Raw genomic sequence first — 24,683 nt, 5'->3', positions numbered from 1 at the left:
ACTATCACATAATTTTTTATTTATTTTGCGATTGAATTGTGTTTGAAAATTTAGCTGAAAAAGCACTTAAATTGATGGGCTGGGAAACAGACAATCACTGGCCTGAAAACCTGAGCCAATGTGTCATGATTGCTGCACCGCATACCAGTAATTGGGATGCATTATATGCACGGCTAGCGCTGAAGGCATTAGGTGTCAATGTACGTCTTACCATTAAAGACAGCTACATGAAGTTCCCATTGGGTCCTTTTGTGCGTGCGATGGGTGGAATTGGAATTGATCGCCGTCCCAAGCAGGCAGGTGAGCCGCGTCTAAGTATGGTTCAGGTGATGACAGACCTGTTTAAGCACCATCCAGAACTGGTCATGTTGGTTACACCTGAAGGAACACGTGCCCGTCAGGAGCAATGGAAAACCGGTTTTTATTATGTTGCGGTTAATGCTGGCGTCCCGATTGCACTGGCTTATATGGATTATGAATATAAGAAGGCGGGTGTAGGAAAAATCATTCATCCCACAGGAAATTTTGAGGAAGATATGGCTGAGATCATGGATTTCTATGCGGGCATCCAGGCCAAATTTCCTGAAGAATTTAGTGTAGATCAGCGATATTACAAAGCGAGTTAAAATGAAAAAACAGGAGAATACTCCTGTTTTTTTAGCATTAAGATTTTATTTCATATTGCATTAAAGATCAGAATAATTCTTTGGCTGGAATGCCCCCCAGATTTTGACAGGCCGATTTGTATAGTTCATATTGCTGATTCACGATTTCAGAGAGCGGGATTTCAAAAGATTCCTCGCCATTTTTATACTGTTCTATATAAGCCTCTGCTTTGCTTTTTGAGCTATACAGAGAATGCTCATAATATTGAGTCACACTATTATGCTGCATTTGCGAAGGTTCAATACCCTTACAGTGGAAGAGTTTTAAAATGTGTTCGGCTTTTTGGGCATCATGTGACATACAAGCTGTCAGTAGCAGAGTCAGGCTCAATACTGCTAAGGCTTTCATAGGGAGAAGTCAAACGGTTTTGAAAGGTCTCGATATTTTAAAAGGTATTTCGAGTTTCAAAACCGTTTTTTTTGAACAGTTGGTTAAAATGTGAGGCATCGTACAATCGGAGTCAGTATTGAACGATTCTATGATCATGTATCAAGGTTGATTAACCTTTGACTAAGCCTCCATCTACAATCAGGTTTTGCCCCGTGACAGCGCGTGAATAAGGAGACAGGAACATCAAGATTGCCGACGCGAATTCTTCAGGGGTAATGACACGGCGTAATGGCGTTGACTGAGCAATCAGATCAAACACAAAATCAGGCGTGGCTTTGCTGGCATCTGTGGTTTGTAATAGGCCGCCTGAAAGCATATTTACATTAATTCCATATTGACCAAGATCCTGCGCAGTAGTACGGGTAAATGCCAGTAGCGCGGCTTTAGCAGTCGTATAGTCATGATAAGGCACCACCGGATTTTGAACCAGATTGGTACCGATATTCACAATCCGGCCAAAATGTGCCTGTTTCATATCTTCTAGCGCCGCCTGAGTCGTATTGAGGCAAGCCTGAACAGCACCACTGAATTGATGCGACATCATCTCCCAAGACAAATCTTCTACCTTGGGACGATTATCACCATTAAATTCAAACTGTACCAGGGCATTGTTCACAACCGAATGAATGCCTTCACCAAAATGTGCTTTGCTTGCGGTAAACAGGGCTTTGATCTGATCTACTTGAGTAACGTCTGCCTGATAGGTAAATACCTGATCGGGATACTGCTTCTGTAAAGCTTCAGCCTGCGTTTTACTACTAAGATAGTTCACCACTATACGTGCACCTTCTTCAATCAGAAGCTGGCTAATTGCCAGGCCAAGTCCACGTGCACCGCCAGTCACAAGCACAATTTGATCACGAATTTGCATAGCTCATTTCTACAGAAAAATCATTCAAGTTACCTTAGCAGTAAACTGGCTGAAAGCAAAGTAGGACAAGGCTTTGGCCTTTTTGGAACAGTTTAATGGATCAACTCTTTAAGCAGCAGGAAACATCCTGAACTGAAAAGTAGTCCAAGAACAATTTGCTTAAAGTGCAGTTCTGAAATGCGATGGAATAGGCGCGCACCCAAAATAGCGGGAATACTGACTGCAAGAATCAGTACAGCCATATAGGGCAAGTGACTCTGATTTAAATTGCCCTGATATAGATAGGCTGCCAAGGTAAACATCTGAATGGCGAAATTAAAATGACGTAAAATATAGCGCTGCTGATCTTTGGGGAGCTGTTTGAGCATTAACCAGGCAGAAGGTACGGAACCACAAAATCCCCCCAAGCCACCTAAAATGCCACCTACCAAACCGATACTGGCATCTGCAGTTTTGCCTGAATGTTGAATCAGTCGGATCTGAGGATTCAACAACATGAGTGGACACCAGATGATGAGGAACATACCCAGTAAGACACGGAAAGTATGTGCCTCAATGATATTCAGTAACCAGGTGCCGAGCGGGACGCCGATCAGCCCGGCAATTAAATACGGTAAATAAAGTGCTTTATACAAATGAACATGCTTTTGTTCATTCGATAATGAAATAACATGGCTCCAAATCGAAGCAAACACAAGGAGGGGAGCAGCAACTTGAGGACTGAGTACCCATACCCAAAATGACATGGCAATTAAAGCGAAGGCAAAACCGGTAAGACCTTGTACAAATCCTGCGATCATTGCGCCTAAAATAAATAACAGCCAGGTCATATTGATTAGTAGATAACTAAAGCCAGCAGTATTCAAAAGATTGCTGAAAAAGCCAAGCTAATATTTAGCTGTATTTGTGCACAGCTTAGTCGAAGTTCAGATAACCAATTTATTTGAAGATAATTGAATTGTTTTGATGGTGAATAAAAAGCAAACAAATCGGTACAGGAGACCAACAATGGCTGCGTGTACTCTCCATGAAATCGCCTGATACTGGCAGAGTGCAGGAAGGAAGAGGTGATGAAAATGAAAAAAATGATATTACTGTCATCTGTGCTGGCAGTGGCTTTAACCGGTTGTATGGTCGATCCTTGGGATGATGATTATCGTGGCCATCGAGACCGTAATGGACATTATGACCGTAACCATGGTGACCGGGACTGGAAAGATAGAGATCATCGTGATTGGAAACGTGATCGGGAAGACCGTGACTGGCGTGATCGCCGTTAAGAGATCAGCTATTTATAACTTACATTTCACAAAAAAGGATTCCATACAGGAATCCTTTTTTAATATTTATTGTGCAAATATTCATTTACTTTTTCTGATATAAGCCTGCACGTACTGTCCCAGCCTTGGTATTTTTAATCAGTTGCCAAGAAGAGGGAAGCTGCAACGTATTTAAATCCCGATCTGCTTCGACATAAATCAGGCCTTCAGGCTTGATTAGCGGATCAGCAAGTTCAGCCAGAGAAGTCCATAAGTCCAAGCTGTAAGGCGGGTCTAAAAAGACCAGATCAAATTGATCTTTCAATGTTTGCAACGCCTGCTGCGCCGTGGTTACTTTCAGTTGTGCACGTGCTTTGGTGACTTGAAGCAGCTCCAGATTCTGGCTCAGAAATTGTGCCTGAGTACGATCCGGTTCAATCATCACCACACTGGTTGCACCGCGGGAAAGTGCTTCAAAGGACAAAGCACCAGAACCGGCACAGATATCCAGCACCTTGGCATTCTGTACATCCCACATCAGCCAGTTAAACAGGGTTTCACGGACACGGTCTGGGGTGGGACGTAAACCGTCAATACTGGCAAAGGCTAGCTGACGGCGTTTCCAGTCACCACCAATAATTCGTAACTGATTTTTCATATATTAATCTCCTTCTACAGCTGGTGCAGAGTTTGCAGATGAGCTCGAACGAGATGTATTCGATGTTGCGTTTGAGGAAGTTTGTGGTGCATCCGTGTTGTTAGGTGTTGCCGCAGCATCAGGGCTAAGCATACTTGCACCACTTGGTAGCTCGCCAGGTTTAATACCGGCAGTCATCAGTCCCCCACTTAATTGATGATTGAGTGGGCGTACCGGATTCTTATCTTTATGCAGTAACCAGTAATCAAAAATAGGACGAGCGAGTGCAGTGGCGGCACTACCGCCGCGGCCATTCTCCAGAATGACTGCAATGGCAATTTCAGGCTTTTCTGCAGGAGCAAAACCGACAAACAGACCATGGTCAAGCTGGCGATCAGTCAGCAGGGCTTCATTGTAACGTTTACCCTGGGCAATACTTTTTACCTGTGCTGTGCCAGTTTTACCGGCAATACTATATTGCAGGCCGCCTTTAATACCACGACCCGTACCCGACTGAATCACATCAACCATGGCATCGCGCATTTTGAACCAGTCTTCTTCTTTACCATTAAAATCGATCTTGCCATGGGTGCCATTATGGACTTTAAATGCTTTGGCGCCACGGCTTTCACGCAAGACATGCGGTACGACTTTATTGCCATGATTGGCAGTAATTGCTGTTGCCATCGCTAACTGCAATGGCGTTGCTGTAAAGGCACCCTGACCAATACTCACCGAAATCGTTTCACCACGTGACCATTTAGAGTTGCGGGTACGCATTTTCCATTCAGGACTTGGGTATAGACCAGAGCTTTCACTTGGCAGATCGACACCAGTTTTTTCACCAAAGCCAAACTGGCGCATCCATGTGTTCATTTTTTCAATGCCCATACGGAACGACAGAATGTAGAAGAAGGTATCGCACGAGACCACTTGCGATTTATGCAAGTTGACTACGCCGTGTCCTGACTTTTTCCAGTCGCGGAATTTATGCGAATCGCCCGGAAGTGTGAAATAGCCGGGATCGGAAATTGCTGTATCCCAATCGACCAGGCCATAATGAAGGCCACCCAGGCCAAACATCGGTTTAATGGTCGAACCTGGAGGATAAGTTCCTTGAACCGCCCGGTTATATAGCGGCTGATCAAGGTTATCACGCAAGTAGGAATAATCTTTGGTGCTGATTCCGGTTACAAACAGGTTCGGGTTGAAACTTGGGCTAGAAACCAGCGCTAAAATTTCCCCTGTGCCTGGATCCATGGCAACAATGGCGCCACGACGTCCCGCCAGTTGCTCGGAAGCAACCATTTGCAGGCCATAATCTAAAGATAAAAACAGGTCATTCCCGCGTACCGGATCCTTACGTCCGAGATGACGCAGCACATTACCATGTGCATCTGCTTCGACTGATTCATTTCCAGGAATGCCATGGAGCAGCTCTTCATAGGATTTTTCGACCCCGATTTTCCCGATCAGGTTGGTACCCGCATAAAGGTCCTTATCAATACTTTTTAATTCTTTGTCATTAATACGGCCCACGTAACCAATCACATGTGCAAACAATTCACCATGTGGATAGTAACGGGTCATCTGGGTATCAATTTTTACACCGGGGAACAGGTGCTTAATTTCACTAAAGCGGGCAATATCGGTTTCGGTCAGATTCAGTTTGATAGAAACACGTTCTGTTTTTTTTGCAGTTTTAATCCTGCTATTAAATCGCTCGATATCTTCTTCGTTCAATTCCAGAATCGGGATCAGACGCTTAATCGTATCATCAATATCCTCAACATCGGCACGACTTAAGGTCGCGGTAAATACCGGATAGTTATCTGCCAAAAGGACGCCGTTACGGTCATAGATATAACCACGTGCAGGCGCAAGTGGTTGCAGGCGGATACGGTTCTGGTCAGAAGCCGTGTTGAACTCATCGAAGCTGACAATCTGCAAATAGGCATAGCGGCTGATCAGTAGCAGCATGCAGATGATGACCAAGCCAATCGAGAAAAACACACGATTGCGATAAATGCGTTTTTCTTGCTGTACATTTTTTAATGGAAAATGCTGCTTCATACGAGATCGACTTAGACCTGAACACGGATAGGAATGAAAGTGCGTTATTCTAACCCAACTGACCTGGTTTGGATATTGAAATACGAGTGGGTTGCCCATCTGCTAAACGTTGACTTTGCAGACATTAAAATTGTCTACAGTTGTATACAACTGTGTTGATAATTCTGCTAAAGTCCAAATTGAATAAAAAAAGGACGATACCTTAAAACTATAATGAATCAAGGATATTGGTGAAAAGGAATGAATAAATTATACCCTTTGCTGGCATTTGCTTTCATCGCAAATACGGCTTATGCAGATGATTCTACGTATAGATCTGAAGCAAAACTGAGCGATAGTCAGGCAAATACCTGGAATGTGGGGGCAGGATTTACCCGGAATATGATTCATCTGAATACTGAGTGGGTGAATCCGTATGGAATCACATATGTCAAAGGTGGTGTTTTTCTGGACGATGACAAGCCATTTGGTGCACAAGTTGGCTTTCGGTACCCGGCCCACCTCACAGGAAAAGATAAAAATGGGTATTATGTCGGGGCTTATGCCGGACATATCCAGAGTAAGAAAGTAGATGGAGAATATGAAGCACGTCTGGGGGGCGGGGTAGATTTATCCTATGTCATGCTGAGTTCAGAACGGATCAGTACCTTCAGTGTCGGAATCGGTGCTGGTGAGGAAATGAAAAGCCGAAGTGGACATGTTGTGGCCGAAATCGAACCTCAACTACAATTCTCCTATACTTTAAGTATCGGTTTATAGAGAAAATATTCGACTTGATAAGAAAATTGTATTCTGTGAACAAAGAATTAAATATGGAAGTTATACATGCTTGAGTACGTTAACGAGTTGTGGCAAGCCTTTCTGATGCGTCCAGATTTCTGGGCCGTGCTCAGTATCATTCCTGTCACTGCATTCGTTACCTGGGCACACGTATGGATGGCCCTGAAAATGGTGTTCTATCCAATCACGTTCTGGGGATTCCATATTGGTCCATTGCCTGTCGGCTGGCAGGGCATTGTGCCACGCAAAGCAGGAAGAATTTCAGGAATTATCACAGATAATACCTTGTCTAAACTGGGATCGATCCAGGAATTTCTCCAGGCGATGGACCCGGATGATATGGCACGCATCATCGGTGAACAGGTTGGTTTCGAACTTGAACATCTGATTGATGAGGTCATGATCGACCGTAATGCAGTTTTGTGGGAAAACTTGCCGTATTCCATCAAGCGCCGTATTTATTCTCAGGCACACAAGCAGTTGCCGGATGTGTTGCGCGAATTAGTGACTGAGCTGACCATGAACGTCGAGTCACTTGTGGATATGCGTGACATGGTGGTCAGTCAAATGGAGGGTGACCGCCGTCTGATGGTACGCATGTTCCTGAAGGTTGGACAGAAAGAAATTAACTTTATCTGGCATATCAGTGCTTTAATTGGTATGTTCTTTGGTCTGTTCCAGATGATCGTATGGTTCGTGGTGCCTTGGCACTGGACTGTACCATTCTGGGCAGCAATTTGGGGTTTCCTGACCAACTGGATTGCCATCTGGATGGTCTTCAATCCGATAGAACCACACTATGTGAAATACCCGCAGTTCTTCACCCGCACGCAGAGCCGCAAGTTTCCATGGATCAAACCGGTTATTCCACGTATTGGCACCTATAACATACAAGGTGCTTTTATGAAACGTCAGGAAGAAGTCTCTGACGTCTTCGCAAGTGTAGTGACAGAAGATCTGATTACGTTAAAATCGATCATGACAGAAATGATGTATGGTGGTAAGAAAGAAAAAACCCGCCGGATCGTCAAGCGTCACATTAACGAAATTATGGAAACTCCATTGGTTCGCACCTCTTTACAGCTATCCTTGGGGCCAAAAGAGTATGCAAAACTCAAGACAGACTTGATCGATCGCTCAATTGAAATTACGATGGTGCCTGTATGCGACCCTGCGTTTAATGCGAGCCGTGCACAGAAAATCTATCAAATGTTTAGAGACCGCATACGCGAGTTAACACCGAAGGAGTTTCAGAATCTTTTACGACCTGCGTTTCAGGAAGATGAGTGGATTCTGATTGTATTGGGTGGAGTAACCGGCTTTGTCGCGGGTTTAATCCATTTGTTTGTGGCTTTCTTATAACGAGACGCTGAAATGCTGGATACCTTTGGGGATGTCCAGACATTTGGTGTCCTATACATTGTTAAAAAATGAGGATGTTTATATATGCGCATTATCTTACTCGGACCACCTGGAGCAGGTAAAGGTACACAAGCTCAGTTGATCTGTAAGCGCTACAATATCCCACAAATTTCAACCGGTGATATGCTCCGTGCTGCAATTCGTGAAGGAACTGAATTAGGTTTAAAAGCTAAAAGCGTCATGGACAATGGCGGTTTGGTTTCTGATGAGTTGATCATCGGTCTGGTTAAAGAACGTATTGCACAGCCTGACTGTGTAAATGGCTGCATCTTTGATGGCTTCCCGCGCACTATTCCACAAGCTGAAGCGCTTGAAAACGAAGGCATCAACATCGATCACGTGATTGAAATTGATGTACCGGACGAAGAAATCGTGCAACGTCTTTCTGGCCGCCGTCAGCACCCGGCTTCTGGTCGTGTTTACCACATTGTTTACAACCCACCAAAAGTGGAAGGTAAAGATGATGAAACTGGTGAAGATCTGGTTCAACGTCCTGATGACCAGGAAGAAACCATTCGTAAACGTTTAGGTTCTTACCATACTGAAACTGAACAGCTGGTTGGCTTCTATCAAGGCCGTGCTGCATCAGGTGAAAATGCACCGACTTATGACAAATTGAACGGTCTACGTCCAATTGAACAAGTTCAAGCGGATCTGTTCGCGATTCTGGATCAGTCAAAATAATCATTTCACGATAATTTTGACATTCAGGGAGCCCTAAGTCATATTAGGGCTCTTTTTATTTCTGCGTCTTTAAAGGAATTGCGACTGTGAAAATTGGTTTGTTATTGCTCATGGTGGTGTTCTTGGTTGTTCTAGCAGGCCTTCTGGTCATGAGCTACCGAATGCTAAACAAAGTGCAGAAACAGGAAAAAATCGAAAATAAAGGTAAAACCCCAGAGCGACAATTGCACCCGAAATTACAGGCTGAATTAGAGCAGCGAAAGAAAATGCAGCAGCAGTTAGAGGAAAAGCAAAAATAAGCATTCTTATCTGCTGAATGAGACAAAAAAAGCTGAACCAGAGTTCAGCTTTTTTATTTAAGGGATCAGTCAATATTTTTAACTGCAATTGGTTTGAGTGCGCCAAAGTCGAAACGGTCCGGCCAGTTACAGACATCAGCGACCACACATTCATGACATTTTGGTTTGCGTGCAATACAGCAATAACGCCCATGCAAAATTAGCCAATGATGCGAATCAATAATAAATTCTTTGGGAATCACCTTAACCAGACGATGTTCAACCTCAAGCACATTTTTACCCACAGCCAAGCCAGTCCGGTTACCCACCCGGAAAATATGGGTATCGACCGCCATTGTCGGTTGACCAAAGGCGGTATTGAGTACCACATTCGCTGTTTTTCGACCTACGCCCGGTAAAGCTTCCAGATCAGCACGATTGTCCGGTACCACGCTGTTATGTTTCTTGATCAGCATCTCACAGGCTTTAATCACGTTTTCTGCCTTGGAGTTATACAGCCCGATGGTTTTGATATATTCCTTCAGCCCATCCACGCCAAGGGCATAAATCGCTTCTGGCGTATTTGCCACAGGAAATAGCTTGTCAGTGGCTTTGTTGACGCTGACATCAGTTGCTTGTGCCGAGAGTGTCACTGCGACCAGTAATTCAAAAGGATTGGAATAATTCAGTTCTGTTTTTGGATTCGGACGTTGTTCACGTAAGCGTTCAAAAAAAGTCTGAATCTGTTTTCTGGTCATGTTCTTTACAGGTTTTCCGCTCATGCTTGTCATCATCTTATCCCTGTAAATCCTGTAATTGCTGCATTAGTTCGGCAAGCTGGGTGCGTTTACTCGCATCTTCGCGGACAGACAGCTGTTTCTCAAGTTTCTTGATCTGGGTACGCAGTTTGGCCAGCTCAATCGTAGTTTTGGCGTCTTGAATCAATCCATCCTCATTTGGCTTTTCCACCACTTCAATCACGGGTACATTTTGACTTTGTGCAGAGAACTCGGCAAATAATTCGGTATTGATTTCAGCACGTATCACAGGACCTTTACGGTCAATGCGGCGTTTTTCCTCACGTTGGATATGTGCATAGTAACGTTGGCGCAGATCATTCTGTTCCTGCACATGCTGTTCATCTGACATGAGTGGATGGGTATCTTCTACCAGATCAATACAGTCGACCGGGCAGGGTGGAATACACAGTTCGCAGCCAGTACACAAATCTGTCAGTACCGTATGCATCAGTTTGCCTGAGCCAATAATGGCATCGACCGGGCAGGCACTAATGCATTTGGTACAGCCAATGCATTCATCTTCACGAATCACTGCCTTCATGCGCTGAGGACGCCCATCAGCCTGAATGGGCCAGACACTTGGCTCAGCACTAAGTTTAGGACGATTTAACAATTGGGCGAGGGCATCTGCCACCGGCTGTCCGCCGGGTACACATTTGTTGGCTTCTTCTCCCTCGGCAATGGACTGGGCATAGGGTAAGCAGCCATCACGATGACCACACAAACCGCATTGGGTCTGTGGCAATAACGCATCAATGGATTGGATGAGGGAAATCTGCGAATTCATGATATTTCAAAGCCGCTCACAGTGAGCATTTCAGGAGGTGAAACAAAATATGTCAGAATTACAAATTTTAGCATATTTTGATCGGCTTGTTTGTGCACAATTAAGGTAACCAATATGCATTATTATCATGCATAAATAAGAATTTAGACTTTGATTCCACTCATATTTTGCTATCCAAAAATTTAATTCATAATAAATATAAATAACTGTTATAAAATTAATTTTCATATTTTTTCAAAAAAACTATTGTGGATTGGTTACAAAAGATATTTAATATTTTGCGCCAAAATTTAACATCGATTGTAAATTTGACCAATTTTGATCCATTTTCTGCTGAGGATTAAGCGTTGAAATACAACACACTTAATGAGTTCCTAGATTACGTTAAAACACGTGATGCACATCAACCAGAATTTCTTCAAGCTGTAGAAGAAGTGATGACAAGCTTGTGGCCGTTCATTCAAAAGAACCCACAATATGCAGCTCACGGTTTACTAGAACGTCTAGTTGAACCAGAGCGTGCGATCCAGTTCCGCGTTTCTTGGGTAGATGACCAAGGTCAAACTCAAGTAAACCGTGCGTTCCGCGTACAGTACAACTCAGCGATTGGTCCATTTAAAGGTGGTATGCGTTTCCACCCATCTGTGAACCTTTCAATTCTGAAATTCCTGGGCTTTGAACAAACGTTTAAAAATGCTTTGACTACTTTGCCTATGGGCGGTGGTAAAGGTGGTTCTGACTTTGATCCTAAAGGCAAGTCAGAAGGCGAAATCATGCGTTTCTGCCAAGCGTTAATTATCGAGCTTTACCGTCACCTTGGTTCTAATACTGATATCCCTGCGGGTGACATTGGTGTAGGCGGCCGTGAAGTAGGTTATATGGCGGGTATGATGAAGAAGCTCAGCAATGACACTTCATGCGTATTCACTGGTAAAGGCTTGTCTTTCGGTGGTTCATTGGCTCGTCCTGAAGCAACTGGTTACGGTACTGTGTATTTCGCTGAGGAAATGCTGAAAACTCGTGGCGATAGCTTCAAAGATAAAGTCGTGACCATTTCTGGTTCGGGTAACGTTGCGCAGTACGCTGCTGAAAAAGCAATGTTCTTAGGTGCTAAGGTCGTTTCTCTATCTGACTCTGCGGGAACTGTTTATGTTAAAGACGGTTTCACTGATGAACTTCTTGCTGAAGTGATGGAACTGAAAAACGTTAAACGTGGTCGTATCTCTGAGTTCGCGTCTAAACACGGTTTCGAATACCTTGAAGGTCAACGTCCTTGGGGTATTAAGTGTGATATCGCGCTTCCATGTGCGACTCAAAACGAATTAGATGCTGATGATGCTGCTAAACTTCTTGCAAACGGTGCAATCTGTGTTGCTGAAGGTGCAAACATGCCATCTACTTTAGGTGCTGTAGAGAAATTCGTTGAAGCGAAAATCCTTTACGCTCCAGGTAAAGCATCGAATGCAGGTGGTGTAGCAACTTCTGGTCTTGAAATGTCTCAAAACGCATTGCGTCTTGGCTGGACTTTCGAAGAAGTTGATGAACGTCTTCATGCAATCATGAAAGAAATTCACCGTAACTGTGTGAAATTCGGTACTAAAGAAGACGGTACTGTGAACTATGTTGACGGTGCAAACATTGCGGGCTTCGTAAAAGTTGCTGATGCAATGCTTGCTCAAGGCGTATTCTAAGTCTGACTTAGTTTAAGCTTTAAAAAAACCGAGGCCATAGCCTCGGTTTTTTGTCTCTGTTATAAAAATATTTTATAGCGAGCCTTTTACTGCTTCACGCTCGACGGCCATATCAAATATATAGGCATATTTAGACTGATCTGCTGCCGGATTCTTGATTTCAAAGCGTTTTATGCGAATTACCTGACGCTCATTTGGCGTATGCTGGAAGCCTTCGATTTGGTCATAGAAAAGGTTCCAATCTTTATGGACCTGAGTTTTTAAGCCCTGCTCATTGTATTTGACTTCGCGCACCTGAAGGCAGGTTTGCTGTGCTACACCGGTACAAGCTTTAGTTTCAGGGGAAATTTCCAGGAAAATGATATCAGCCTGACCATTATAACGGGCTTCTGGCGTCATCTTCCCTGTGAAGACGTAAGCCTTTCCGTTTACGGTCAGAATCAAAACCGGATTTTGAGTATCACTGGTATTTAAGCTAAATGGAATACGGGCATCATTAAAAATTTCACCTGCCAGCTTTTCCTGTTGCATGGCATTGGTATCACAGGCTTTCATGGTTGAGATTAAGGTGCCAGTTTCCAGCTGACCCTCAGAGATTTTCCAGCTACCACCCAAGCTATTGCAGCTGGTAGTGATACTAAAACGATTCTCATCATGGAAGCTCAGCACCATATGTTCTTTTGCACCGGTATCAATGTGCCATTCATAAGCACTCAAAGTATTGGCGGCATTTTGTTGCTGTAATACGGACACGGCAAGATCTCCTACTTTTTGGACATCATTGGACTGACAAGCTGCAAGGGTTAAAGGAAATAACGCAATAATTAAGTATTTTAATTTCATTGATTGAATAGTCATGAAGCAAATAAATCAGACTTAAGCTTAAACGATTCATTTTTAAAAAATATGGATACATTCTGAAGCTTTAGGTAGCAAAATGTATCCATGAAAATTGCATGATGAGTAAAATAAGACAGGAAGATTTTCTTAGGCCTAAGAAAAAAGGCTCAGATAGAGCCTTTAAATCCTAATCAAAACGATAGATATCCATACCCAGTGAACCCATGCTAAAGCTGCTATGCACCAGACTGAAACGAGTACCAGTTCCCATTGCAAAGAAAATCGGTGCAAAGTGTTCCAGGGTCGGGTGATTACGTTCCAGGTAAGGAATACTTGGCCAATCCAATACGGCTTCATAGTCACTATGAGCGAGTTTGCTTACCACATAATTGCGGAAGGTCGAGGCCCATTCTGGAACAATATTGGATAGTCCACTACGATCCAGCTCTCGCAGGTTATGCGTGATACTGCCTGAACCAATCAGTAGGACCTGCTGTTCACGCAGGGGTGCCAGCGTTTGACCAATTTTATAAATGTCTTGTGCAGTCAGGTTGATGGGCAGGGAAATTTCTACCACTGGAATATCTGCATCCGGATACATGTGTAGTAGCGGCATCCACACGCCATGATCACGCGGGCGTGAATTATTAGCGTAGGCGCTAAAGCCAGCTTCAGACAGCAAGCCGAGAATCTGTTCAGCCAGTTCTGGTTGACCCGGCGCAGGATAACGTAGTTGATATAGTTGAGGTGGGAAGCCACGGAAATCATGCCAGGTTTCTGGACGAATACCGGTATTTACTTCCAGTGCATTACTTTCCCAGTGGGCAGACATTACAATGATTGCCTCTGGACGTGGCAAATTTACACTTAAACGCTCCAGTGCCGGACCTACCTGTTCAGGATTCAGGGCAAGCATTGGAGAGCCATGGGAGATAAACAAGCCGGGAAGCGTTTGTAAGTTCATAGTTCAAGCCACATCTGGAAGATGTCTTCAATAATGCATGAAAGCAAGCGAAGTAAGGAGGGGAGATTGTTCAACAATTCGTTGCGGAAATAGAACAATAGCCAATTCTCACCTTAACCCGCACGGTGATAAGGGTGATTATGATTAATGCTCATGGCACGGTACAACTGTTCAATCAGCATGACACGAACCAGAGGATGCGGCAAGGTCAGTTTGGATAGTGACCAGTGCCATACAGCTGCCTTACGTACCGCTTCAGAATGACCATCCGGCCCACCAATGGCTAAAGCCACATCATTACCTTCCAGCATCCAGCCTTTCATGGTTTCAGCCAGTTTTTCGGTACTGAATTCACGGCCGCCGACTTCAAGTGCAATCAGGGTTTCATTTGGCTTTAATGCATTCAGGATACTATCGCCTTCGATATTACGATATTTCAGGATGTCGGCTTCTGAATCATTCTTGCCACGTTTCGCCATCGGCAATTCAATGATTTGTGTTTGAACAAATGGCTGTATGCGCTTGAAATAATCTTCAAAACCAGTGAGCACCCAAGCTGGCATTTTTTGACCAATGGTCAGAATACGGATTTTCATACAGACATCGTGTAGTTCAGAAGTGCTCATTATAACGATGAAACAACATGAAGTTGAGTATAGAAACAAATTGAAATTGAATTAGAAAAAGCACTGCTGCATAAATATCCAGAGTTCAAGTTTCTGCTTGATCATGTCATGGAAATAATAACAAATGCGGATTGTAGCCATTTTAAGAAAAAGTTATCTGGGTTTGCTGATCAGTCTGTCTTTAATCTTCCCGAGTTGGGCCTGGGCCAATCCAGCCAGAAATGCTCAAGTCAAAAATCTCGAGCTTTACTTTAGCCAGATCCTGAATGTGGATGAATTTAGAAATCACAAGAATACGGCTGAACTGAACCGGGTATCCGGTTGGTTGAAAGAGCAAATGCGACGCTTTGGTATCCCGTGTCAATTTCAAAGCTATATTGTGAATAGTCAGGGCTATCGCAATCTGGTTTGCCAGCTCAATGTAAAAGCCAAAGATAAAATCGTTATTGGTGCTCACTATGATGTTTTTGCCAATCATCTCGGTGCGAATAATAATGCTTCTGGCGTCGTAGGAGTGGTGGAAGCTGCACGATTGTTGGCCCTACAAAAAAATAAACTGAAAAATAATATCGAGTTTGTTTTCTATGGTCTGGAAGAACCGCCGTATCTCAACACAGAGCATATGGGCAGTGCGATCCATGCCAAGTCATTGAGAAAACAAAAGCAGAAAATACGTGGCGTCTTTGTACTGGACTCTATTGGTTACTATGATGAAAATCAGGTACAGAGCTATCCGGCAACTCTAAAATGGTTTTATCCTCGGCATGCCAATTATATTGCCAGTATTGGACATCTAAGTTCAGTAGGACTTACAGGAAGGTTTTGCGAAGCTATGCAGACGCGTCAGCGTTTAGAGTGTGAACGTTTTATTATTCCTACTTTTATGCAGGGACTGGATTATTCGGGCTATCTCAGTTATGCCAAGCAGAATTTTCCAACTGTACTGATCAGTGACACGGCTCATTACCGTTATCCTTATTACAACACTGAGCAGGACACTCTAGATAAACTGGATCTGAAAAAAATGACTTATGTGGTAGACGGATTGATGCAAACCGTTCTAAGTCCATAAAATTTAGGTGGAGATAATAAAAAAACCCTGCCGGAGCAGGGTTTTTTATGAGCAGATCACTTAGTGACGTGCGGCTTTAGCTTCATCAGTCGCTTTTACAATTGGGGTTTTTACCAATGCTTTCGGCATAGAGGTAAGTGCCAATGGTAAAATCTCATCGATTGATTTCACGGCTTTGATTTCCAGACCTTCTTTCACATTTTCAGGAATTTCAGCTAGGTCACGTACGTTGTCTTGCGGAATGAATACCAGCTTGATCCCACCACGGTGAGCAGCAAGCAGTTTTTCCTTCAGACCACCGATACGCATCGCACGACCACGTAAGCTGGTTTCACCGGTCATCGCGATATCAGGACGAATCGTAATACCTGTGAATGCAGACACGAGAGCAGTGGTTAGTGCCAGACCAGCAGATGGACCGTCTTTCGGTGTCGCACCTTCAGGTAAATGTACGTGTACATCGGTTTCTTCAAAACGAGAAGCTTCGATACCTAATTCAGCTGCACGCGTACGTACTACGGTCATCGCGGCGGTAATCGATTCTTTCATCACATCACCGAGAGAACCGGTAGTAATGAATTTACCTTTACCCGGAACCGCTGCTACTTCAATTGTCAGTAGCTCACCACCAACCGAAGTCCAAGCCAGACCATTTACGCGACCCACTTCTGGTTCTTCTTCAGCCATGCCGAAATCGAATTTGTGAGGACCCAGGTACTCTGGCAAGTTGTTCGAATTCACTTCAAGCTGAAGATTTTTCGCTTTCTTGCTCACCGCTTCTTTAACTACCTTACGGGCAATTTTAGAAACTTCACGTTCCAGGCTACGCACACCAGCTTCGCGGGTATAACGCTGTACGATATCGCGAATCGCCTCTTCATGAATGGTCAATTCTTTGCTGCGTAAACCATTGTTCTTGATTGCTTTCGGAACAAGATAGCGTTCAGCAATATTGACTTTTTCATCTTCGGTATAACCCGGTAGACGAATCACTTCCATACGGTCAAGCAAAGCTTCCGGAATATTCATGCTGTTCGCAGTACAGATGAACATCACTTCAGACAGATCCAGGTCAAGATCCAGGTAGTGATCGTTGAACTTGCTGTTTTGTGATGGATCTAGTACTTCAAGCAGTGCAGAAGCAGGGTCACCACGGTAGTCCTGAGCCATCTTGTCGATTTCATCAAGCAAGAACAGTGGGTTTTTTACGCCAACTTTGGTTAAAGACTGCACAATTTTACCTGGCATCGCACCAATATAAGTACGACGGTGACCACGGATCTCAGCTTCATCACGTACACCACCTAGGGCCATACGCACGAATTCACGACCAGTTGCTTTGGCAACAGATTCACCCAGAGAGGTTTTACCTACACCCGGAGGACCTACCAGACATAGAATCGGGCCACGCAGTTTTTTCACACGTGACTGAACTGCCAGATATTCCACAATACGATCTTTGACATCATCCAGACCATAATGATCAGCATCCAGAATTTCCTGAGCCTTGTTCAGGTTAATGCTGACTTTGCTCGCTTTGTTCCAAGGTGTATCTAGGATCACTTCAAGATAGTTGCGAACAACCGCAGCTTCACTTGATGCAGGTTGCATTGCTTTCAGCTTGCGGAACTCAGCTTCCGCTTTTTTACGTACGTGCTCAGGCAGGTCTGCTTCAGCCAGACGTTTTTCAATCTCAGCGACATCATCTTCTGCACCGCCATTCAGGTCAGAAAGTTCGCGTTGAATCACCTTCATTTTTTCATTCAGGAAATATTCACGCTGATTCTTTTCCATTTGGCGTTTAACTGAATCATGCAGGGTTTGCTCAATCTGCTGTTCTTCAGACTGTTGTAATAAATAAGTCATGAGTTCAGTCAGATGTGCTTCAAACTCATCGTGCTCAAGGAATTTTTGCTTGATTTCGATGTTCAGCGGCACACGAGTTGCCACAAAGAATAATAACTGAAGTAAGTCTTCAATTTTATTTGCAGCTGCAATCAGTTCACGTGCATTACGTAACTTCGCTTCTGCATACTGGGCAAATAACGCACGCAGTTCCTCTACACGGGTATCCTGAGTGTCATTGTCCATCTTGACAGTGATCGGACTAAGCTCATGTTCAGCAGTCAGATAATCAGTGTCATCAATGATTTTAGTTAATTTGGCACGATAAAGGCCTTCAATGAGTACCTTGATACAGTTTTCATCATTTTCATGATTCACAACCTGCACAATCTTCGCGACAGTACCGTATTGATATAAGTTGTCGTGATCAATTTCTTCTGTAAGCGAATCTTTTTGCGCAACCACAAATACCAGATTGTCACTGTTACGAGCCACATCAACTGCATTGATCGATTTTTCACGACCGACAAATAGCGCGATTTGCATGTGTGGATATACCACTACATCACGTAACGCTAAAAGTGGTAATACACTTGGAACCTGAGGCTCAAAGCTTTCTTCATTCATAATAATTTCAGACATGGGCACTCCTAATGAGTGACAACGATGTTGCCATGTATTTTATAGTGATGGGTATTTTTAAAATTACAAGGGCCGTTCAGATGAAATTGTATAATTATTGACTAATTATTTGATTTAAAAGTAACTTAGTCAATGAATTGATTTACAAACGCTTAAAATGTAGCAAGCGTGTAGGAGTTAAAAGTGCGTCTAAAGGCTGATCCCATTTTTCCCGGGGTAATGATGTTTCTACAAGCTGTAAATCATGTGCCAAACCAAGACGATAGGGTTTTTTATACGCTGTTACCAAGGTACGGTCATAATACCCACCACCCATTCCGATCCGGGTGCCTCGATAGTCACAGATCAATAACGGCATAATTAATAAATCAAGTTTTGATACATGCAAACCACGACTTTGCATAGGTTCACGCATGCCTAAACGATGATGGAAAAAACGCTTGTTTCGGTATAGGTGTTTGTTAATCCGTACCCATTCTAATCGCTGATTCATGTTACAGATCACTGGCAAATAGACTTTTTTATCGACAGAGAAACAATATTCAATAATTTGCTGAGTGCGAATTTCACCAAAAGCATCTAAGTAAAGACCGACATGCTGTGAGTGAATAAATTGAGAATTTGATCTAAGCAGATTTAGCACCTGCTGGGCAGACTTTTTTTGTTCAAATCGGGAAATGCGACGACGGGCTTGGCGGATTTTTTTTCGAAGTTCCTGAACGGTCGTATACATAAATTATCTGAACTTTAGATGGTGCTGAGCATAAGTCTAAGGCAGGAAAAGAAAAAAGTAAAAAAGAAGACCTAAAGAAAATAAATTTTGAGTAAAAGCAGGTGATGACTAAAAATTTTCACAGCTATTCGGGTATTGAAAAATATTTTATTAATATACATAGAATTAATTTATTTATCGGAAACTTCCCCAACAATCCAAATACCTTCGTATATTGGAACAGCTTGAAGTTTTGCCTGGTTGAAGAGCTAAAACTCAACTTAAGAATAATATAAAAACAATTCAGGATTGAATGATATGAATAAGAAAATCAAGCCATTGACACGGTTTACACAACTATTTTTTGGTCTCGGTAGCATGCTGGTAGGATTAAGCTATGCTGCAGTGCCTAACTTGCCCGCACCACCGAATACACAACAGGTTTTTTTTGTCGGTAATAACTGGGATGGTACAGTCACGGTGATCCGTCCATCAGGTGATTTTGGTAAAGTCGGGGTGATTAATATGATTCCGGATCGCAAAGAGCGCTTACTTGAGATCCATCTTAATCCAATCAAATTGATTGCTTATACCTATATCCAGGCGACGGCAGGGGAAGGTAATGATCAGCTGGTGGATGATATGTATTCCACACCAGACGGTCAGTCTGTTGTGGCTTCACGTCCAAGTTTCGCCGATGTGGTATCAATTAATATTAAAACTGGCAAAATTAACTGGCGTACACCAGTCGAAGGCTTCCGGGCAGACCATATGGCAGTTTCACCGGATGGACAGCACGTGGCTGTTTCTGCATCGTCGGGCAATGTGGTACATGTCCTGGATATCAATACGGGCAAAGAATTAGGACGCTTCGCGACAGGGGATAAACCCCATGAAAATATCTACTTTAATGGTGGAAATAAAATCCTGAATTCTGCAATCGGTAATGTCGAAACATCCATGGATGCCCAATGGCAGGACTTTACTAAGGGTAAACGTTTTATCACTATTGCCGATGCAAATACTTTTAAGGTTTTAAAGAAAATTGATTTCCGGCCAGCTTTAGATAAATTTGGGCGTAAAGATTTGTCCAATTCAGTTCGTCCAATGGTTTTGAGTAAGGATGAAAGCAAAATCTATGCGCAGGTCTCTTTTTTTAATGGTCTGATTGAATATGACCTAAATCAGGACAAAATTACCCGTATCGGTCAGCTGCCAGGCAGCAGTACTATTCCAAGTGATCGTACCAAATGGGTCAATGATTCCCGCCACCACGGACTTTCAATTAGTGGCGATGGTGAAAAACTCTGTGTTGCAGGGACGATGGATAACTACGCCACCATTGTGAATCGTAAAACCTTAACAGCCGGTCCTTTAATTCCAGCCGGTAAACCATATTGGGCTACCCTAAGCCCAGATGGCAAAAACTGTGTCATTTCTGAAAGTGAAACAGATGTAGTGACAGTGATTGATTTTGCTACAGGCAATAAAGTGATGAGCGTGCCTGTAGGCAATCATCCGCAACGGGTTCGTATTGGTTATGCACCTAAAGACTGGTCTACCCTATAAAAATAAAAGTGTTAAAACAGTAGAGAATCTCTCTGCTGTTTTAATATGAATTTTTAGGATAAACGCGAAATGCTGAATAACAATAAAAATATGATCATCGGTATTGCAATGATCTTCTTCAGTGGTTTAGCACTGATGCTTCTTTTAATGAAAGATGAAGACAGTATTGCAAAAGCAGAACACTCGAGTTTGGATGAACAGCCTGTCTTGATCCAGCAAGAGTCACAGCTACCTGATCCAACTCCTATGCTTGAAAATGAGCAGAAAATTGCACAACAGAATCAGCAAATCATACAGAAGCGTGATGATCTCTATATGCAATTGGCAGACATTTCAAATCATCTCAGCCAAGGCAGAAAACCAGATCTAAGAGAAGTAAGTAGAATTCTGGAAATGCAGCGACAGCTGGTAAAGGTAAAAGTGATTTCTGTACAAGAGGCAACCGCGACCATTCAATTTTTACAAAAAGTGTTACCTGAAATGGAGAGTGAATTGGCTCGTGAAATTAAGCTGATTGAATAAAAGATGGTATTAAATAAGATTAGATTTTGAAAATTAAAATGTTTTTAGAATGCTGCCAAGAATTGAGCTGCTCATATTCTTATTCTTAGAAAAGAAAACACTCCGAAGATGCCGCTGCATGTGTCGTTACCCTGAACCCGATGAGTTCAAGGTGGACGCGACGTATACTTGCTGGGTTTCCCACTCGAAGGTGGGCATACACTCTAAATATACAGAACGCAATCCATAAGTTTAAGTATCGGCAGGGGAATAGACCCGCTGGCGAACATCCCAGAGTTAGACTTAGTATAAACGATAAAGTTTATGTGGCAACTCTATGCTGTGTTGGAACTGTAAACTTGACCATTGATCGAATGAAGTTTAAACAAAAAGTCTGCTTATTCAGTCAGTTCTTCAACTTCTTCTAAAATAGTTTGTAACAAACGTTCGCAGTGGGCATATTGTTGCAGTGATTTATTCATGCTCAATACTTCCTGCATCAGTTCTAGCGCTACCATAATCACCAGTTTGCTTGGTTCCATACGAGGCGCTTTGCGGCGAAATTCATCGTATTTGTCATTCAATAGTTGCGCTGCACGTTCAAGTTCTTCGCGTTGATCTGCTGTGGAGGCCAGACGGAAACTGTGGCCAATTACTCTTAAATCAATAGCAATCTGTTCGCTCATGTTGACGCTTCCTCAGTCGTTTCAGTCGGATGGGCCAATTGCTGAATTTCCTGTGCATGATGATCTTGAGCTGTGCCCAGAATTGCCAGACGCTGGATAATCGCTTCAACCTTGGCTTTAGCATGCTCATTCTTCTGGGTCAGACGCTCAGTTTCCTGATGCAGGCGTTGAATTTCCTGACGCGCCTGTTGCTGTTCATTCAGCAGCTTTTCTTTCAAAGCACGCAGTTCATTACGCTCAGCCAGAATTTCCTGAAAACGGTTTTTCAGATCGGTGCAGCTTTTTTCCAGACGGCCATACCGGTCTGCAAGTGCAGTTGCATCATTATTAAGCTGTTGATATTGCGAGCGAGATTCAGCTAACTGTTCAGTTAAACTTTCATTTTCTTGTTGTTTTTGGCTAATAATGCTGTTTTTTTGAATGATTTCGGCTTGATGCTGACTCAGAGAGGAGTCCTGTTCTTCACGCAGGCTGGAGTTTTCGTTCTCCAGATGTGCAAGGCGCGTTTTTAAAACGCCAATATGCACTTGTAGACGCTGTAATTCTTCTAACATATCGAGGTCGCACAGTATTGCAAACAAAGGTAATATATAAGCAGTATAGAGATTGGATAAACGAATGCAAGACGATATTTCAGGTTGGTCAGATTGGCACCGCAATTTTTCTTCAATTGAGGAAATTTCCAGCCCAAGCGAACTTCATGGTTTGCTTACCGGTATTGTTTGTGTGACCCAGGCGCCGAGTAGCGAAGAATGGTTACAGATTCTGGAAACTTTAGATGTCCCTACGCTTGATGATGAAGCATTGGAATTACTAACAGGTGAAGCAGAAGACGTATTCCACTCACTTTCTGAAGATGAGCTGGATTATCTTCCATTACTTCCAGATGACGAGCATAGCCTGGCAGAACGTGTGCAGGCATTGGCAGACTGGTGTGCCGGTGTAGTCCTTGGTTTTGGTCTGGCAACAGGTCATATTCGTGATGATGAAATGGAACTGATTGAACATTTACAAGATGTTGCAGCAGTTGAATTTGAAGATTCTGACGACGATGCTGAAGGTGAGGAAAGCTATCTGGAGTTGTACGAATTTGTACGTCTGATTCCAGTGAGTTTATCTGTGGGTCGTAAAAAAGTTGAAGTGGAGGAAACGCCACTGTTGAAACGTTTTACAGCTAAAGTAAAAACTAAGTCTACGGACCCAGCTCAGGCACAATCTGTAGTTGAGATTTTCTCACCACATCGCCCAAGCTGAACTATAGCTATTTAGCTTTAGAAAAACCGAAATAAGTCCAGTCATTCTCTGGCTTATTCCGGTATCAAATCATATTCAAAAACAGCATTGATATAAGAAGTAAGGACCAATGAAGAAACTGACACAAGCAGAATTTCAGGAACGTCGTGATATCCTCGCCGGGGAAATGGGACTACGCAGTATTGCCATTATCGCCACCAGCCCAGTGGCCCTGCGTAACCGTGATGCTGACTATAAATATCGTGCCGATAGCAGTTTCTTTTATTTGACAGGCTTTGCTGAACCAGAAGCTGTAGCTGTGATCGAAACCTTTGACAGCGAAGAAGAAGGTTATACCTACAGTCTATTCTGTCGTGAACGTGACCGTGAGATGGAAATCTGGAATGGTTATCGTGCCGGGGTGGATGGTGCTGTCGATGACTATGAGGCAGATGAAGCTTATGCTATTGATCTGCTTGATGAAGAAATTCTGGAAAAATTGCAAAACAAGGACAAATTATTCTACCGGGTCGGCCATAGTGCAGAGTTTGATGCGCGTGTCGCGAAATGGATTGCACAAGCCAGTGGTGAAAGCCGTCGAGGAAAATCTGCACCTGCTCAAATCGTTCAGTTAGACCGTATTGTTGATGAAATGCGTCTGCATAAAGATGCCAATGAAATTGAACTGATGCAGATCGCATCAGATATTTCTGCGGAAGCACATACCAGAGCGATGCAGACTGTACGTCCGGGTATGATGGAATATGCACTGGAAGCAGAGCTGAACTATGTATTTGGCAAAAATGGCTGTGTACCTTCTTATAACAGTATTGTCGGTGGCGGTGAAAATGCCTGCATCCTGCACTATGTGGAAAATGACAAAGAACTGAAAGACGGTGATCTGGTGCTAATTGATGCAGCCTGCGAATATCAGTTCTATGCATCCGATATTACCCGTACTTTCCCGGTAAATGGTAAATTCAGTCCTGAACAAAAAGCACTTTATAACATCGTGCTTGATGCACAGATTGCTGCGATCAATGCAGTTCAGATCGGCAACTCCTATAAAGAACCACACAATGTGGCAGTGCGAATTCTGGTTCAAGGTTTGCTGGACTTAGGTATTATGCAGGGCAAGATTGAGGAAATTATCGAAACCGAAAGTTTCCGCCAGTTCTATATGCATGGTACTGGACACTGGTTGGGCATGGACGTACATGATGTCGGTGCTTATAAGACAAATAGTGAATGGCGTTCTTATGAAGAAGGTATGGTCGTGACTGTAGAACCGGGCCTGTATATTGCACCTGATGATGAAACAGTTGAACCAAAATGGCGTGGCATCGGAATTCGTATTGAGGACGATGTGGTTGCGACTCAAAATGGCCCATTAGTATTAACTGCCAAAGTGGTCAAAACTGTGGAAGATATTGAAGCCTTAATGGCAAAAGCTTATGCTGCTTAAAAATACGATAGCTTGAAAAAAGCTGGTCATTTGACCAGCTTTTTTATTTTTTAAAATAATATGAATCTAATCAAATAAATAATGAATTAATCTTTCACTGAATGATTTTATTAGAAATAATCTGGATATTTTTTGATTCAATTCTTATATAATTCTTTTTTTAATCTCCCTAACCAGTATTTACAAATAC

Annotated in this window: 26 protein-coding genes and 1 other RNA gene; 12 read left to right on the top strand and 15 right to left on the bottom strand. The window is 43.1% G+C overall.

Annotation, left to right across the window (positions count from 1 at the left end; all coding sequences use genetic code 11):
* Positions 1–38 precede the first annotated feature (38 nt).
* On the top strand, positions 39–626 hold the full coding sequence (locus FSC11_RS10405) for a 1-acyl-sn-glycerol-3-phosphate acyltransferase (RefSeq protein WP_163166755.1): 588 nt from the start codon (positions 39–41) through the stop codon (positions 624–626).
* A gap of 67 nt (positions 627–693) precedes the next feature.
* Here the strand turns inward: FSC11_RS10405 and FSC11_RS10400 are convergent, their stop codons facing one another.
* The 3 genes from FSC11_RS10400 to FSC11_RS10390 form a co-directional block, all read right to left on the bottom strand.
* Positions 694–1,014, bottom strand: a complete 321-nt coding sequence (locus FSC11_RS10400; RefSeq protein ID WP_005221294.1) for a hypothetical protein — start codon at positions 1,012–1,014, stop codon at positions 694–696.
* Between the two features lie 151 nt (positions 1,015–1,165).
* Positions 1,166–1,927 carry a 3-oxoacyl-ACP reductase gene (locus FSC11_RS10395; RefSeq protein WP_163166753.1) on the bottom strand — a complete coding sequence of 254 codons (762 nt, stop codon included), beginning with the start codon at positions 1,925–1,927 and terminating at the stop codon, positions 1,166–1,168.
* Between the two features lie 92 nt (positions 1,928–2,019).
* Entirely contained in the window at positions 2,020–2,757 is a 738-nt protein-coding gene (locus FSC11_RS10390; protein ID WP_005221297.1) for a sulfite exporter TauE/SafE family protein, read from the bottom strand.
* A gap of 246 nt (positions 2,758–3,003) precedes the next feature.
* On the opposite strand from FSC11_RS10390, the gene FSC11_RS10385 reads away from it, so the two are divergent.
* Positions 3,004–3,207 carry a hypothetical protein gene (locus FSC11_RS10385; protein ID WP_004810769.1) on the top strand — a complete coding sequence of 68 codons (204 nt, stop codon included), beginning with the start codon at positions 3,004–3,006 and terminating at the stop codon, positions 3,205–3,207.
* Positions 3,208–3,292: 85 nt separating this feature from the next.
* Here FSC11_RS10385 and rsmD read toward each other — a convergent pair whose 3' ends face one another.
* Both rsmD and mrdA read right to left on the bottom strand, forming a co-directional pair.
* The gene (gene rsmD / locus FSC11_RS10380) at positions 3,293–3,844 is read right to left on the bottom strand and encodes a 16S rRNA (guanine(966)-N(2))-methyltransferase RsmD (protein ID WP_005221299.1); all 552 of its coding nucleotides are present in this window, start codon (positions 3,842–3,844) and stop codon (positions 3,293–3,295) included.
* A 3-nt stretch (positions 3,845–3,847) separates the two neighbouring features.
* Complete coding sequence (gene mrdA / locus FSC11_RS10375) at positions 3,848–5,896, bottom strand: penicillin-binding protein 2 (RefSeq protein WP_163166751.1); 2,049 nt, start codon at positions 5,894–5,896, stop codon at positions 3,848–3,850.
* 240 nt (positions 5,897–6,136) lie between these two features.
* Here mrdA and FSC11_RS10370 point away from each other — a divergent pair, with 240 nt between their 5' ends.
* The 4 genes from FSC11_RS10370 to FSC11_RS10355 all read left to right on the top strand — a co-directional run bounded on the left by FSC11_RS10370 (position 6,137) and on the right by FSC11_RS10355 (position 9,081).
* Positions 6,137–6,655, top strand: a complete 519-nt coding sequence (locus FSC11_RS10370) for a hypothetical protein (RefSeq protein ID WP_163166749.1) — start codon at positions 6,137–6,139, stop codon at positions 6,653–6,655.
* A 66-nt stretch (positions 6,656–6,721) separates the two neighbouring features.
* Complete coding sequence (locus FSC11_RS10365; RefSeq protein ID WP_163166747.1) at positions 6,722–8,038, top strand: DUF445 domain-containing protein; 1,317 nt, start codon at positions 6,722–6,724, stop codon at positions 8,036–8,038.
* A gap of 84 nt (positions 8,039–8,122) precedes the next feature.
* Positions 8,123–8,782 carry an adenylate kinase gene (adk, locus tag FSC11_RS10360; RefSeq protein WP_004810758.1) on the top strand — a complete coding sequence of 220 codons (660 nt, stop codon included), beginning with the start codon at positions 8,123–8,125 and terminating at the stop codon, positions 8,780–8,782.
* Between the two features lie 86 nt (positions 8,783–8,868).
* On the top strand, positions 8,869–9,081 hold the full coding sequence (locus FSC11_RS10355) for a hypothetical protein (RefSeq protein WP_163166745.1): 213 nt from the start codon (positions 8,869–8,871) through the stop codon (positions 9,079–9,081).
* 65 nt (positions 9,082–9,146) lie between these two features.
* On the opposite strand, the gene nth is transcribed toward FSC11_RS10355, so the two are convergent.
* Together nth and FSC11_RS10345 are read right to left on the bottom strand one after the other, a co-directional pair.
* The gene (gene nth, locus FSC11_RS10350; protein WP_004810755.1) at positions 9,147–9,851 is read right to left on the bottom strand and encodes an endonuclease III; all 705 of its coding nucleotides are present in this window, start codon (positions 9,849–9,851) and stop codon (positions 9,147–9,149) included.
* A gap of 4 nt (positions 9,852–9,855) precedes the next feature.
* Entirely contained in the window at positions 9,856–10,647 is a 792-nt protein-coding gene (locus FSC11_RS10345; RefSeq protein WP_163166743.1) for an RnfABCDGE type electron transport complex subunit B, read from the bottom strand.
* A 347-nt stretch (positions 10,648–10,994) separates the two neighbouring features.
* On the opposite strand from FSC11_RS10345, the gene gdhA reads away from it, so the two are divergent.
* Positions 10,995–12,338, top strand: coding sequence for an NADP-specific glutamate dehydrogenase (gene gdhA / locus FSC11_RS10340; RefSeq protein ID WP_004810752.1), 1,344 nt, complete (start codon positions 10,995–10,997; stop codon positions 12,336–12,338).
* Positions 12,339–12,410: 72 nt separating this feature from the next.
* Here the strand turns inward: gdhA and FSC11_RS10335 are convergent, their stop codons facing one another.
* The 3 genes from FSC11_RS10335 to rlmH form a co-directional block, all read right to left on the bottom strand.
* A complete protein-coding gene (locus tag FSC11_RS10335) occupies positions 12,411–13,181 on the bottom strand; it encodes an META and DUF4377 domain-containing protein (protein WP_205681837.1) in 771 nt (256 codons plus the stop codon).
* 184 nt (positions 13,182–13,365) lie between these two features.
* Positions 13,366–14,142 (bottom strand): dioxygenase family protein, encoded by a 777-nt coding sequence (locus FSC11_RS10330; protein ID WP_163166739.1) that lies wholly within the window; start codon positions 14,140–14,142, stop codon positions 13,366–13,368.
* A gap of 113 nt (positions 14,143–14,255) precedes the next feature.
* On the bottom strand, positions 14,256–14,738 hold the full coding sequence (gene rlmH, locus FSC11_RS10325; RefSeq protein ID WP_163166737.1) for a 23S rRNA (pseudouridine(1915)-N(3))-methyltransferase RlmH: 483 nt from the start codon (positions 14,736–14,738) through the stop codon (positions 14,256–14,258).
* Positions 14,739–14,892: 154 nt separating this feature from the next.
* Here rlmH and FSC11_RS10320 point away from each other — a divergent pair, with 154 nt between their 5' ends.
* A complete protein-coding gene (locus FSC11_RS10320) occupies positions 14,893–15,840 on the top strand; it encodes a M28 family peptidase (RefSeq protein WP_163166735.1) in 948 nt (315 codons plus the stop codon).
* 60 nt (positions 15,841–15,900) lie between these two features.
* Here FSC11_RS10320 and lon read toward each other — a convergent pair whose 3' ends face one another.
* Both lon and FSC11_RS10310 read right to left on the bottom strand, forming a co-directional pair.
* The gene (lon, locus tag FSC11_RS10315; RefSeq protein WP_005221312.1) at positions 15,901–18,327 is read right to left on the bottom strand and encodes an endopeptidase La; all 2,427 of its coding nucleotides are present in this window, start codon (positions 18,325–18,327) and stop codon (positions 15,901–15,903) included.
* 142 nt (positions 18,328–18,469) lie between these two features.
* Positions 18,470–19,060 (bottom strand): 5-formyltetrahydrofolate cyclo-ligase, encoded by a 591-nt coding sequence (locus FSC11_RS10310; protein ID WP_163166733.1) that lies wholly within the window; start codon positions 19,058–19,060, stop codon positions 18,470–18,472.
* Positions 19,061–19,417: 357 nt separating this feature from the next.
* Between FSC11_RS10310 and FSC11_RS10305 the strand changes: the two genes are divergently transcribed.
* The gene (locus FSC11_RS10305) at positions 19,418–20,608 is read left to right on the top strand and encodes a YncE family protein (RefSeq protein WP_227591023.1); all 1,191 of its coding nucleotides are present in this window, start codon (positions 19,418–19,420) and stop codon (positions 20,606–20,608) included.
* Positions 20,609–20,677: 69 nt separating this feature from the next.
* Positions 20,678–21,130 carry a hypothetical protein gene (locus FSC11_RS10300; RefSeq protein ID WP_008305999.1) on the top strand — a complete coding sequence of 151 codons (453 nt, stop codon included), beginning with the start codon at positions 20,678–20,680 and terminating at the stop codon, positions 21,128–21,130.
* Positions 21,131–21,225: 95 nt separating this feature from the next.
* Here FSC11_RS10300 and ssrS read toward each other — a convergent pair.
* The 3 genes from ssrS to FSC11_RS10285 all read right to left on the bottom strand — a co-directional run bounded on the left by ssrS (position 21,226) and on the right by FSC11_RS10285 (position 22,349).
* Positions 21,226–21,410, bottom strand: a non-coding RNA gene (gene ssrS / locus FSC11_RS10295) — 6S RNA.
* A gap of 97 nt (positions 21,411–21,507) precedes the next feature.
* Positions 21,508–21,795 carry a cell division protein ZapA gene (locus FSC11_RS10290; RefSeq protein WP_004810731.1) on the bottom strand — a complete coding sequence of 96 codons (288 nt, stop codon included), beginning with the start codon at positions 21,793–21,795 and terminating at the stop codon, positions 21,508–21,510.
* Positions 21,792–22,349, bottom strand: coding sequence for a hypothetical protein (locus tag FSC11_RS10285; RefSeq protein WP_004893620.1), 558 nt, complete (start codon positions 22,347–22,349; stop codon positions 21,792–21,794). Before FSC11_RS10285 ends, FSC11_RS10290 begins: the two co-directional genes overlap by 4 nt.
* Before the next feature lie 64 nt (positions 22,350–22,413).
* Here FSC11_RS10285 and FSC11_RS10280 point away from each other — a divergent pair, with 64 nt between their 5' ends.
* Both FSC11_RS10280 and pepP read left to right on the top strand, forming a co-directional pair.
* Positions 22,414–23,049, top strand: a complete 636-nt coding sequence (locus FSC11_RS10280) for a UPF0149 family protein (RefSeq protein ID WP_004893623.1) — start codon at positions 22,414–22,416, stop codon at positions 23,047–23,049.
* 109 nt (positions 23,050–23,158) lie between these two features.
* Entirely contained in the window at positions 23,159–24,493 is a 1,335-nt protein-coding gene (gene pepP, locus FSC11_RS10275; protein ID WP_163166729.1) for a Xaa-Pro aminopeptidase, read from the top strand.
* Positions 24,494–24,683 lie beyond the last annotated feature (190 nt).

The organism is Acinetobacter schindleri (assembly GCF_010918895.1).
Lineage (GTDB): Bacteria > Pseudomonadota > Gammaproteobacteria > Pseudomonadales > Moraxellaceae > Acinetobacter > Acinetobacter schindleri.
This window is presented reverse-complemented; position numbering and strand designations above follow the sequence as displayed.